This is a genomic window from Daejeonella sp. JGW-45 (assembly GCF_029360805.1).
GTDB lineage: Bacteria > Bacteroidota > Bacteroidia > Sphingobacteriales > Sphingobacteriaceae > Daejeonella.
Window position 1 is genome coordinate 332,432 of record NZ_JARKNC010000001.1, and the last position, 12,907, is coordinate 345,338.

12 protein-coding genes are annotated in these 12,907 nt (G+C 44.9%); 8 read left to right on the top strand and 4 right to left on the bottom strand.

Features of this window, described 5'->3' with window-relative positions:
* Positions 1-19: 19 nt before the first annotated feature.
* From P2W76_RS01505 to P2W76_RS01515, 3 genes are all read right to left on the bottom strand, one after another.
* On the bottom strand, positions 20-1,339 hold the full coding sequence (locus P2W76_RS01505; RefSeq protein ID WP_276345693.1) for an SUMF1/EgtB/PvdO family nonheme iron enzyme: 1,320 nt from the start codon (positions 1,337-1,339) through the stop codon (positions 20-22).
* Between the two features lie 383 nt (positions 1,340-1,722).
* On the bottom strand, positions 1,723-2,493 hold the full coding sequence (locus tag P2W76_RS01510) for a uroporphyrinogen-III synthase (RefSeq protein WP_276345694.1): 771 nt from the start codon (positions 2,491-2,493) through the stop codon (positions 1,723-1,725).
* A 10-nt stretch (positions 2,494-2,503) separates the two neighbouring features.
* Positions 2,504-3,487 carry a DUF4271 domain-containing protein gene (locus P2W76_RS01515; protein WP_276345695.1) on the bottom strand — a complete coding sequence of 328 codons (984 nt, stop codon included), beginning with the start codon at positions 3,485-3,487 and terminating at the stop codon, positions 2,504-2,506.
* Between the two features lie 241 nt (positions 3,488-3,728).
* Here P2W76_RS01515 and P2W76_RS01520 point away from each other — a divergent pair, with 241 nt between their 5' ends.
* The 6 genes from P2W76_RS01520 to P2W76_RS01545 all read left to right on the top strand — a co-directional run bounded on the left by P2W76_RS01520 (position 3,729) and on the right by P2W76_RS01545 (position 9,238).
* Positions 3,729-4,205 carry an Lrp/AsnC family transcriptional regulator gene (locus tag P2W76_RS01520; RefSeq protein WP_276345696.1) on the top strand — a complete coding sequence of 159 codons (477 nt, stop codon included), beginning with the start codon at positions 3,729-3,731 and terminating at the stop codon, positions 4,203-4,205.
* 1 nt (position 4,206) lies between these two features.
* A complete protein-coding gene (locus tag P2W76_RS01525) occupies positions 4,207-5,172 on the top strand; it encodes an EamA family transporter (RefSeq protein WP_276345697.1) in 966 nt (321 codons plus the stop codon).
* 199 nt (positions 5,173-5,371) lie between these two features.
* Positions 5,372-6,511 (top strand): radical SAM family heme chaperone HemW, encoded by a 1,140-nt coding sequence (hemW, locus tag P2W76_RS01530; protein ID WP_276345698.1) that lies wholly within the window; start codon positions 5,372-5,374, stop codon positions 6,509-6,511.
* A 7-nt stretch (positions 6,512-6,518) separates the two neighbouring features.
* A complete protein-coding gene (locus P2W76_RS01535; protein WP_276345699.1) occupies positions 6,519-7,304 on the top strand; it encodes an SDR family oxidoreductase in 786 nt (261 codons plus the stop codon).
* A 117-nt stretch (positions 7,305-7,421) separates the two neighbouring features.
* On the top strand, positions 7,422-8,303 hold the full coding sequence (locus P2W76_RS01540) for a cupin-like domain-containing protein (protein WP_276345700.1): 882 nt from the start codon (positions 7,422-7,424) through the stop codon (positions 8,301-8,303).
* A 23-nt stretch (positions 8,304-8,326) separates the two neighbouring features.
* Entirely contained in the window at positions 8,327-9,238 is a 912-nt protein-coding gene (locus P2W76_RS01545) for a metallophosphoesterase (RefSeq protein WP_276345701.1), read from the top strand.
* Positions 9,239-9,260: 22 nt separating this feature from the next.
* On the opposite strand, the gene P2W76_RS01550 is transcribed toward P2W76_RS01545, so the two are convergent.
* The gene (locus tag P2W76_RS01550; protein ID WP_276345702.1) at positions 9,261-10,022 is read right to left on the bottom strand and encodes a hypothetical protein; all 762 of its coding nucleotides are present in this window, start codon (positions 10,020-10,022) and stop codon (positions 9,261-9,263) included.
* 150 nt (positions 10,023-10,172) lie between these two features.
* On the opposite strand from P2W76_RS01550, the gene P2W76_RS01555 reads away from it, so the two are divergent.
* Both P2W76_RS01555 and P2W76_RS01560 read left to right on the top strand, forming a co-directional pair.
* Positions 10,173-11,273: a VWA domain-containing protein gene (locus tag P2W76_RS01555; protein ID WP_276345703.1), complete on the top strand. Its 1,101-nt coding sequence runs from the start codon at positions 10,173-10,175 to the stop codon at positions 11,271-11,273.
* Positions 11,273-12,784 carry a sigma 54-interacting transcriptional regulator gene (locus P2W76_RS01560; RefSeq protein ID WP_276345704.1) on the top strand — a complete coding sequence of 504 codons (1,512 nt, stop codon included), beginning with the start codon at positions 11,273-11,275 and terminating at the stop codon, positions 12,782-12,784. The genes P2W76_RS01555 and P2W76_RS01560 overlap by 1 nt, the downstream gene beginning before the upstream one ends.
* Positions 12,785-12,907: the final 123 nt, after the last annotated feature.

Here is a 12,907-nt window from a genome sequence, read left to right on the forward strand (position 1 = left end):
AAGTAGAGGTTTTTAGTGTTTATAGTTTGTCTTTGATATCCCGTCCCTGATACTTCGTGATGCAGCGGAAGCCGATGTAAGATTTAGCTGTATCCTGGAATTCAAACTGGCTTGCCGAGTTCTGAAGGAAATAACCGATGTCTTTCCATGACCCTCCGCGAACAACCTTGCGTTTTAAAACTTCAGGATCTTCAGGGCGGGCTTCATAACTGAACGTTGGATTCATATCATGTGTAAACGTGGAAGCAGATTCGTCAAATGCCGAAGATGTCCATTCTGATACGTTTCCTGCCATATTATACAATCCGTAATCGTTCGGATAATAAGATTTTACGTTTACCGTGAAAGGTCCCCCATCATCAATGTAATTACCACGGCCCGGTTTAAAGTTAGCCATTAAACATCCCTTGGCGTTACGGATATACGGGCCGCCCCATGGATAGCTCGTACCTACCCGGCCGCCGCGTGCTGCATACTCAAACTCAGCTTCTGTGGGAAGTTCATAATCAGCGCGTTTAGGAAGCTTACGGCTTTCCTTGTAGGATTCGTTAAAACGGGTACGCCACACTGTGAACGCGCGTGCCTGTCTCCAGTTCACACCCACCACCGGGTACTTGGCAAATGCTGGATGTGAAAAATATCCCTTTACCATAGGCTCGTTCTGTGCGTAGGCAAAATCTGATAGCCATACCAGCGTATCAGGATATATGCCAACGGTATCCCTGAGAATAAAATCTGAACGCTTAGCCTCTTTATTAAACCTGCTGTTTGATGCTTCACGTAATCTCATGATCGCAAAGTTGTATTTCAGCAGTCTCACGTCAAGTTCATTACGGTCAAACACACGATCCTCACCCTGGTAATACATAGCCTGAAGCTTAGATGCATCGCCGGTATTCTTTCCTTTACCACCCCAAAGCGCACTGCCGTTACCTACCTTCTTCCAGTCGATATACTTCTTACCCATGTCGTTCGGGTCGACTTTACCTTTTGGCTTGAGGTAATATTTATCATCCTGAAGATACGTGGTAATAGCAATAGAGTCACGAACCCAGTTCACAAACTGCCTGTATTCGCTGTTGGTGATCTCGGTCTCGTCCATATAAAACGCCTGGACTGTTACCTGCTTGTTCTGGGAGATCTGAGCATAAGTAACATCCTGATCTGTCTGCCCCATGATAAAAGTACCTGCCGGAATGTAAACCATTCCATACGGAACCTCGTTATTCTTAAATTTTTTACCCGAAACACCAACCAATTCCCCATTAGTCCCACCTTTACCGCAGCTAGTTCCTAAAAACGCCAATGCTGCAAGAGCGATAAAGTATATTTTTTTCATTTCAAATATTTGTTTTAACTGGTAATAATGCTTGAAAAGCCCCAATTAACGTCTTTTGTCTGGCACCTCACTCCTTTATATACCGCTTCTTACCCTATTATTTCCTTAAATCCATTTAAGGAATATAAGTCGAATATAATAAAAAAAGCACATAAAACCGGGTGCACCAGCTATTTTCCTCAGGCCGTAACCATCTCATTCTCACTACAACAACGTAAGAACCAGCTGATTTTGGACGATATAGAACGTTAAATTAGCGCTTCTATTTTAAACAACATAAAATATTTCCTTGATACGTTCTTCAGGACATAAAGGTTGCTGAAATTATTATTTCTATTTAATCTTCGTCTGTACTCCTTACTATTTACGAAAAAAGAGGTAACTTATTTATTCACCTGCTTGATATATTGCTCAATGGCCATAGTCATACTGGGAGCCTGAGGAGTTGGCGCAGGGATGTTAAGAATCAGATCGTGTTCAAGGGCAGCTTTATGTGTGCTCGCTCCAAATGCGGCTATGCGCGTATGGTTTTGCTTGAAATCGGGGAAATTAATAAACAATGAATGGATGCTGCTGGGACTGAAAAACGCGATGACATCGTAAAACACTTCAGCCAGGTCAGATAGATCACTGCATACGGTATGAAATAAGATCGCGGGTTGGAAATCATAACCGTGGCTTTGAAGAAACTTCTGGGTTTCCTCGGCGGCTACATCCGAACAGGGATAAAGAAACTTTTCGGCAGCGTGCTTTTTCAATACATCAGCAAGGTCTGCAGCTGTCTGCTTGCCGAAAAATATTTTGCGCTTGCGGTACTGAATATACTTCTGAAGGTATAAGGCAATGGTTTCAGAAATGCAGAAGTATTTCATATCGGCAGGAACATCATGCCGCATCTCTTCACATATCCTGAAAAAATGATCTACAGCGTTCTTGCTGGTAAATATGACCGCGGTAAAATCGGCCAGGTTAATCTTCTCCTTACGGAAATCTTTAGCCGAAACACCTTCAACGTGAATAAAAGACCGGAAGTCAATCTTCAGATTGTGCTTTTTGGCAAGATCAAAGTAAGGTGACTTGTCGGATTCGGGCTTGGGCAGTGTTACCAGGATGCTTTTTACTTTTCTGGGCTTCTCATTAGTTGGTAATTGCATATTTATTAACTTAAAACCGAAGTGCTTTAAAAAGTATAATTAATGGGCAAAATTCGAGGGCACAAAGGTAAATAATTAAATAAACTTTTGGAAACCTATAGTTAGATAAGATGTTGACGCCTGCCCTGAAGAACTGGAGGATAAAGATCACTACCAGCACCAAAATCCCAATATATCCATAGATGCCGGCATAACTGCGGGGCGTAAGGCTGAATGCAACAACAAGGGGAAGAAACAGGAGCGCACTATTAAAATAGCTCAGGTATAATATCGAAACGTATTCACGCACCAAACGGCGGATATCGAAAAGAAAACCAAGAAGTCTCAGTACGATGATCTTCATCGTAAACAATCCGATTATAGCGGCAGACAGCAGAATGAACAGCTCAAAGCCCTCGACGGGATAGGATAACTGAAGGTATTTACCCGTGAGGTACAGGAACATCCCGATGATAAGACCAAACAACAGATAAAGAAATACAAAAGGCCAGGAACTGAACAGGTTATCTTCTTTATTAACCTGCCCGAGAATCTGGTTGCTGTAAAAAGATTGAACAATGGAATTGAGCTCCTTGGCAAAGAAAAACCTGATCACTGCAAAAAACAAGATAAGAAAGAGGATTACACCTATGATCCAGGCCTCGCCCGTTGGCCGCGGTGTTCCGCGGTCATACCGGCTTACCTTCTTCGGAAATTTAGCAGCCCAGGCATTGAAGTCCGTATTCTTGACAGTATACAGCTCCATCAGGCTATCAACAAAACGGTTCGGCCGATGGGGGTCCGGAGCCTTTATCCATAAAACTGCCAGTGAATCGCCTACACGCTTTATTGAGTCGCGAACAAATTGCCGCCGGGCAAGAAAGGCGGAATCCCTGTAAACAGGCCTGTAAGTCTGCCTTACCGGCTCAGCAGAACGGTTACTGTCAATCTGCGCCAAGGCGGCCGAATTAAGAAAAAATAACACCAGTATAATACCGTGTAAACGTTTTAACATTCCTAAAACCTTTGAATACAGAATATATGCCTGCAGCACAAATTTGCATTTTTTTAACCGATCGCTGAAGTAAAAGCTGCACAAAATGAATATCGCACTGGATTGTGCCTCATGTTCGGGCACAGGATAAATGGCCACTATATTTTACAAACTTATGGCTCAAACGATGAAAAAACAGAATAATAATCACCAAATGATTGAAATATTTGAACATTATTCTCCAACTGATTATATTTGAAGAATGTTACCTCCTAAAGAACTTTCGCTCGATCATACAGATCTCAGCATCCTGAGACTGATGCAGGACAACGCACGAATATCGAATGCAGATATTGCCCGCGAACTCGAGATGGCCCCCTCTGCGGTACTTGAGAGGGTAAAAAAGCTCGAGCAGAAAGAAATTATCCTGCAGTATACTACACGTCTTAACCCGCTGGCCCTGCACCAGAATCTCCTGGCCTTTGTCTTCATAAAGGCTGCCGATGGCTTGGGCTGCAGTGACACAGCGAATGAGCTTTCCAGGATCCCCGAAGTTCAGGAAGTCCACCACGTAGCCGGTGATGATTGTTACCTGGTGAAGATCCGCACCGCCGACTCCGCCGCGTTGATGCACCTGATGCGAAGCTCCCTGAGTAAGATCCCCAATATCATATCAACCCGTACTACCATTGTCCTTGAAACGGTAAAAGAACAGCAACAATTAGTAATATCCCAATAAAATGACCGCCACCGCTTCCAAATCCGCATCGCCAGTAATGGTGATATTTGCTTTCGCTATCGTTTATATCGTATGGGGATCTACCTACTTTTTTATCCAGATGGCAGTGGCCGACTTTCCTCCTTTTTTACTGGGAGCACTCAGGTTCCTTTTAGCGGGCATTTTCATGACAGCATGGTGCGTAATTAAGGGGGAAAAGCTATTCGGCATCCCGAATATTAAACACGCGGTGATAAGCGGTATCTTGTTATTGTTTGTTGGGAACGGGATTATTATCTGGGTTGAGCAGACGGTACCCAGTGGTCTTGCTTCCATTACGGTTTCTTCAGCACCGCTATGGTTCGTACTTCTGGACCAGCCTAAATGGTCTGAAAACTTCAGGAGCAGGTCAATCATTTTAGGGATGATTATTGGACTGGCAGGGGTGATCATGCTATTCAGCGAGCAGGTTTCCGCATCATTAGAAGGAAGCGGAGGCGTGGAAATGGGCACCATGGCACTTTTGATCCTGGCTTCCATTGCATGGGCTGCCGGCTCACTTTACTCTAAATATAAGTCGTCACAAGGATCAACCATGGTCAATACGTCCTGGCAAATGATGGCCGCCGGCATTGCATTTCTTCCGGGTGTCTTCGTCAGGGGCGAGCTAAACGGTTTTGCCTGGGGCGACGTATCTGCCGATGCCTGGCTTGCGCTGCTTTACCTGGTGTTCCTGGGCTCTATTGCAGGATTCAGTGCCTACGTATGGCTGCTGAAAGTTCGCCCGGCCATGCAGGTGAGCACTTACGCATATGTTAACCCCGTAGTAGCCGTTCTGCTTGCGGTCTTCTTCGCAAACGAGAACATAACACTCATTCAAATACTCGGTTTGGTAATCATCCTGGGAAGTGTCTTGCTGATAAATATGGCAAAATACCGCCGGGAGAAAACTGCTGCCCTGACAAAGCCTGATACCATCGCAAACTAGGCGCTTTTTTTTAAAACGCGCTTGCTTAGTTCCCCGCTTTTAGCACGATATCCTATAGCGCCCGGAACGCTGTGCTTCAGGATTGCCTTCGCATACTGACCAACGGCAAATGGACAGCAGATAAACAGGAAATGCTCCTCTCTTAACGATGACTTCAGAGCATACCATCATATTAATCCAGATAGTGTAATTTTGCGCCATGGCCGGCATTTATATTCACATCCCATTCTGTAAGAAAGCTTGTCATTACTGCGACTTTCATTTCAGCACATCGCCTGTTTATAAGGATGCAATGGTTCAGGCCCTGAAATCTGAGATCATCCAGAAAAAAGAATATACCGGAACTGAACAGATCGGCACGATCTACTTTGGGGGAGGCACGCCCTCCCTGCTCAGCGCCGATGAACTGAAGATGCTGATCGGTGTGATCACTGAAAACTATCCTGTATTATCCTTGGCAGAAATCACCCTGGAGGCAAACCCGGACGACCTTAACCCGCAAAAGGTGAAAGAGTTGAAACAAACAATGATCAACCGCTTCAGCATAGGCGTACAATCCTTTTTCGAAGACGACCTGAAGTGGATGAACCGCGCACACAACGCGTCAGAGGCTCAAAGCTCAATAAAGCGTGTCCAGGATGCCGGTTTTGAAAATATCACCGCCGACCTGATCTATGGCTATCCGCTGCTGTCAGACGAAAAGTGGAAGTTTAACATCCGTGAGCTAACCGGCTTACAAATACCTCATATTTCGTCGTATTCAATGACCGTTGAGCCGGCTACTGCCCTGGCTTCATTTATCAATAAAGGGAAGCAGAAACCGATGGATGAACAGCAAAGTGCACAGCAGTTCGAAATTCTCATAGACGAGCTGAGTGGAGCAGGCTTTGAACATTACGAGATCTCCAATTTCGCAAAGCCGGGATGGCATTCCCGGCATAATTCCAACTATTGGGAGGGCGTAAGTTATATCGGCATCGGTCCCTCGGCACATTCTTTCAATGGCGACAGCAGGCAATGGAATATAGCCGATAATATGAAATATATCCAGGGCGTTCAGTCCGGCACACCGCCCTCAGAAGTTGAACACCTGACGATGGAGAACCGGTTGAATGAATACATCATGACAGCTTTACGAACCAGCAAAGGCATGAACCTCAATCTGGTTAGCCAGCGCTTTAACAGCGATTATAGCTCGCTTCTTGAGCAAAACCTTCAGCCATTTCTAGACAAAAGATGGGCTAATATTACAGGGCGAACAGTAACTTTAAGTAAAGAAGGAAAACTGTTTGCAGACCACATTGCATCAGAACTTTTTATCGACTCTCAAACCCGGTAAAGTGAGTATGAAGAATAAAATAATCTGGATAACCGGCGCCTCCAGCGGTATTGGAGAAGCGCTCACATATCAAATGAATAAACTGGGCGCAAAGCTCATTATTTCATCACGGAGTACCGAGTCGCTCTACGCCGTAAAGGCAAACTGTAAAGGCAGCCCGCTGGATATTCATGTATTGCCTCTCGACCTTGAGAAGACCGGCACATTGCCTGAAATAGCCGCCGAAGCACTGAAAATATATGGCCGCATAGATCTGATTATCCATTCTGGCGGGGTCAGTCAACGTTCCCTGGCAATGGAAACGGATATTAAGGTTGCGCAACGCATCATGGACATTAACTTCTGGGGATCTGTTGCATTGACTCAGGCATTGCTGCCATCTATGATCGCTAACAAGTCAGGACACATCGTTGTCATCAGCAGCCTGGTAGGTAAGTTCGGCACGAGACTTAGATCAGCCTATTCCGCGTCGAAGCACGCACTTCACGGCTACTTCGATTCGCTCAGGACAGAGCTCGACCCGGCGATAAGAATAACGATCGTATGCCCGGGTTTTATCAGAACTAATGTTACGTTGAATGCACTTACAGCCGATGGCAGCAGGCAGAACACCATGGATGACGCCCAGGCGAATGGGATGCCCGCAGAAGAGTGTGCAGTGCAAATAATTAAGGCCGTAATGGCCGGCAAGCAGGAAGTCTATATCGGCGGAAAGGAAAAATACGGTGTGCTGCTTAAGCGGTTCGTTCCCGGACTGTTTTCAAAGATCATCCGCAATGCTAAAGTCACCTGAATAAAGATTTTTATATTCAAGTGTTTACTTTGTTGCTTGTAAAGTGTCTAAAAGCTAATTTTACCAACTGCTTCTCTTTAGCAGGGATACTCAGACTTTACTCATTGCATAACGACCATGGGCTTCATACTAAAACCAGTTGATACTGTAGAAGATATATCTTCCGAAGATTTCAGAAAAAACTACCTGCTACCCCGTAAACCGCTCGTGATCAAAGGACTTACCAAGAACTGGCCCGCACGCGAAAAGTGGAATATAGATTATTTCAAGAGTATTGCCGGCGACCTTGAGGTCCCTTTATACGATAACTCTAAAGCTGATCCTTCTAAACCGGTAAACTCCGCAGCGGCGAGGATGAAGATGGGCGACTACCTCGACCTCATAAAAACCGAACCAACAGAATTGCGGATCTTCCTGTTTAACATCTTCAAGCACCGGCCGGAGCTGCTGAAAGACATAGAGCTCCCCAAAGAACTCATGGGCGGCTTTATCGAAAGCATGCCTGCTATGTTCTTCGGTGGATCTAATTCCGTTACTTTTCTTCATTACGATATTGACATGCCGCATCTCTTCCATACTCATTTTGGAGGCAGAAAGCAGATCATCCTGTTTGACTACAAGTGGAAGCGTCGCCTGTACTGTATCCCTAACGCAACTTACGCACTGGAGGATTACGATGTTCTGAACCCCGACTTCGAGAAGTTTCCTGCGCTCAACGGGGTTGAAGGATACGAGCTTTTCCTTGAGCATGGCGACACACTATTCATGCCCAGGGCTATGTGGCATTGGATGAAATACATCGACGGTTCGTTTTCATTAAGCCTCCGTGCCTGGGATGAGTCGTGGGTGCAAAAGGCCGAGAGCCTGTTCAGTGTGATAACCGCAGGAGGTGTAGACAGCATTCTGAAGATGGCATTAAAGGCACCATACGCCCGGTACCGCGAGAAGCTGGCAATTAAATGGGCGGAGAGAGCACTGGAAAAGGGAGAACCGAAGTAAGGGTAAACGTTTTCCCGTAAAATATGAACAGACGGAAATTTGTACTTAGCACCACCACATTATTAGCCAGTTTACCTTTTTGGGGTAATATTTTGGCTGCTGATAAAAAGTACAAACCGATGCGATTCGGTATCTTAACCGATATCCATTATGCTGAGCTTACCCCGCGGGCCAATCGCTATTACCACGAAGCTTTGGGCAAAACTGTCGAGTGTGTAGAGTTTATGAATCAACAAAAAGTGGAGTTTCTTCTGGAAAATGGCGATTTGAAAGACCAGGGGAAAACAGTGGAAGAAACTTTAAGATTTCTGGATACAATTGAATCGGAACTGCAGAAATTTAATGGCCCGCTATATCACGTATTGGGCAATCACGATGCAGATAATATCTCAAAAACACAGTTTTTAAGCCGGATAAAAAATACCGGTTTTTCTAAACCTTCAGCACACTATTCGTTCGATAGAGGCTCCTGGCATTTCATTGCCCTCGATGCCAATTATACTTCGAAAGGCGTGAGTTACGATAGTGGCAATTTCGACTGGACTGACTGTCACGTGCCAGCCGATCAATTGGAATGGTTGAAAAAGGATCTGAATAAAAATAATAAACCCACCGTCGTATTTATTCATCAACAGCTGGACGATATTTCTTATCCCATTGAACATAGAGTGCATTGTCCGAACAATTCTGCCGAGGTTAGGACGATCTTAGAAGCTTCAGGCAATGTACCGCTTGTCTTTCAGGGGCATTATCACAATGGGGGTTTCAATACCATCAATGGAATAAATTATTATACCCTAAGTAGTATAGTCGAGGGTACCGGCTCTCAGGCCAATAGTTTTGCCGTCGTAGAAATAGACGAAACTTTGAACATTCAAATTAAAGGCTATCAAAAAGCAGCGTCCAAATACTTGCCGAAAAAGCAGGTGTATTGATTGCGCTCCGGTGGGACTTAAATTACCTTGTATCTATAATTTTTTCGACATAAACTCCGCGACAGTCCATTTCAAACTCTAAACCCTGGACTGGAGGCCGATTGTAATGCCAGTCAATACCACTTAATGCTGCGCCACGCTTTACAATTTCGTTGACCATTACGTGGTGAATGTTATGGACCGTATACAACTGGGTTGCCGTCGAATCTGCCCAGCTAAAGCCAAGGCCGGCCATTCGACGTTCCATCTCATCAAGCACCCAACGTCCTTTTTTCATTAAGCCCTCCTGAGATACGTCGCCAAAACTAATACTGTGAGTCAGATAATCACTCTTACCCTCGGGAGTTTCAGCACTACCCGCAACTACAAAAGAAGGTCTTGCATCAGCATCAGGCATAGTGTAAGTAAAAGCATGAATACTCGGACTCAATGGCTTATTTAACTCCGGACAGACATTTGCGCGAGCTACAGGATTGTCACCTCCCTCTTCGTAAATACCCCACTCTTTTAAAGTGCCCATATAAATATTATTAAACTCAGCAAAGCCCTGTTCGGTAAATGGCTCGGGTGAACGTAATTCACAGGCTCCAAATGCGGCGAGCGGACGACCTAAAGTGCTGAGATGTTGCCGGATGCGTAGGAAGCCCTCTATTAGTGGCAGCGGACGACTGAATCGTACACGTTCTAATCTATAACCATCCAGTGCCGTTATACCTGCAGAATACTGCCTTACACCTCGAAGATAACGATATGATCCAGGTTCAAAAACTCTTGTATCAGACATATTTATTTCTTTGTTTTTTTACTAAATACTGCAAAAATAGTTGGGTATACAAGGAGGAAATTACTCCTTTTATTTGACAAGCAAATAACATTTAAACATGTTCAAACCTTTATCTTCGATTCTTCGTATTTAATAAAGAAGAGTTGCATTATGCGCGGACATTCATTCTCTCAGTTTATTCCGAATGAGCTTCCAAAAGGCGGTTTTGAAGAGCTATTAAAGTTATTTTTTGAGCTTCTGAATTATACTGCCGGGGATGCCAATGAGGCAATTGCCTGGATGAATGAGCTCGACAAACAATACAAGCTCACATCGGACGAGTATGGGATGGGTGATTTCATAGACGACCTGAAGAAAAAGGGCTATCTCGGAGATGATGACCAAAACCCCGGCGGATTTAAGATCACTTCCAAGACAGAACAAACAATCAGGCAATCGGCACTTGAAGAGATCTTCGGGAAACTAAAGAAGTCCGGCAAGGGTAACCACAATTCCAACATCTCCGGCCTGGGCGAGGAAAAGAATGCTGACCGCAGGGAATATCAGTTTGGCGACAGCCTCGACCAGATAGACATGACCGCCTCGATTCACAATGCTCAGATCAATCACGGGATCGGCGATTTTTCCATGACCGAACGGGATCTTGAAGTAGAAGAAAAGGATTATAAAACCATTACTTCCACGGTGCTGATGATCGATATCTCTCACTCCATGATCCTTTATGGCGAAGACCGGATAACTCCCGCGAAAAAGGTAGCGATGGCCCTTGCAGAACTGATCAGGACCAAATATCCTAAAGACACACTTGACATTGTGGTCTTTGGAAATGACGCATGGCCCATCACATTAAAAGAATTACCTTACCTGCAGGTCGGACCTTATCATACTAACACCTACGCCGGCCTCGAATTAGCCGTTGATCTGTTGCGCAGGAGAAAGACACATAACAAGCAGATCTTTATGATCACAGACGGCAAACCAACCTGTTTAAAAGAGGGCACTAAATACTATAAAAATAGTATTGGCCTGGACCGGAAGGTGGTGAACAAGACATTAAACATGGCCGCACAGTGTAAAAGGCTTGGCATCCCAATCACTACCTTTATGATAGCCCGCGATCCCTATCTGCAGCAGTTCGTAAGACAATTTACTGAAACCAACGGCGGCAAGGCATTTTACAGCTCACTGCAGGGGTTGGGAGAATATATTTTTGAAGATTACATTAAAAACAGAAGAAGGACAGTCAGATAATGGATATACTGAATATAAAGACACTTAAAGACCTGAAAGCCTCAGGTTATAACTCCCGTTCAGTTAAGGAAGAGCTGCGTGAAAACCTCATCAGGCAATTGAAAGATAAGAAAGCCGTGATGGAAGGTATCATAGGATATGAAGATACTGTCATTCCTGACCTGCAAACTGCGATTCTTTCGCGGCACAATATCCTATTGCTGGGTCTTCGCGGACAAGCAAAAACCCGGATCGCCAGGTTAATGATCAATCTCCTGGATGAATATGTGCCTTACATTGAGGGATCGGAACTGTTCGAAGATCCGATGAACCCAATTTCCTGGTTCGGACATAACATAATAGAAACCCGGGGCGATTCTACGCCTATAGCCTGGCTGCACCGCTCAGACAGGTATACGGAAAAACTAGCTACACCCGATGTTACCGTGGCTGATCTTATTGGAGACGTCGATCCCATTAAAGCAGCAACCCTCAAGCTGACTTATTCAGATGAACGGGTCATACACTTTGGCCTGATACCCCGTGCGCATCGCGGGATCTTTGTAATCAATGAATTACCCGATCTGCAGGCAAGGATACAGGTTGCCCTGTTCAATATCCTACAGGAAAAGGACATACAGATCAGGGGCTTCAAGCTTCGCCTGCCCTTAGACATTCAATTTGTATTTACTGCGAACCCCGAAGACTACACCAACCGCGGTGCCATAGTAACCCCATTAAAAGACCGGATAGAAAGCCAGATCCTTACGCATTATCCTAAAACTGTGGATATATCAAGGAAAATAACCCAGCAGGAAGCCAGGCTTGCGATAAGTCAGCGTTCAAGCGTTGAAGCAGACGGCTTGGTCAAAAACCTCGTTGAACAGATTGCATTCGAAGCAAGAGAATCAGAATACGTTGACAAGAAATCAGGGGTATCCGCCCGCTTAACAATATCTGCATTCGAAAACCTGGTCAGCAATGCTGAACGCCGGATGCTGCTTAATGATGAGCATCAAACCTTTGTAAGGATCTCGGATTTTCTGGGCGTTATCCCCGCAATCACAGGGAAGATCGAACTGGTATATGAGGGCGAGCTGGAGGGGCCTACCAAGGTCGCTAACATCTTGCTTGGAAAGGCGATTAAGACCTTAATGACAACATATTTCCCTGATCCCGAAAAATTAAAGAAATCGAAAGCTACCAACCCATATTCTGAAATAATTAACTGGTTTGGTTCGGGAAATACTGTGGACCTGGTTGATGACCTTTCGTTTCAGCAATACAAAGAAGCCCTCCTTTCAGTTCCAGGCTTGAAGGACGTAACAAAGACATTTCACCCACGTCTGACAGAAAACCAGCAACTGCTCCTGATGGAATTCCTGCTTCACGGACTGGCAGAGTTTTCTCTTGTCAACAAATCATTCCTAGATAAGGGGTATGCATTTGCTGATATGTTCAACAGCCTGTTCAGTCCTGATCTTGGTGAGGATGAAGACGAGGATTATAACGAAGACAGAGGGCGGTATTGAAAATAGTGATCAGTAATCGGTAATCAGTAATCAGTAATCAGTAATCAGTAATCAGTGCCAACGTACCTAACGGCTAAGACGGTTCTAATACTGATAACTGGGCGCAGCCACTGATTACTGATA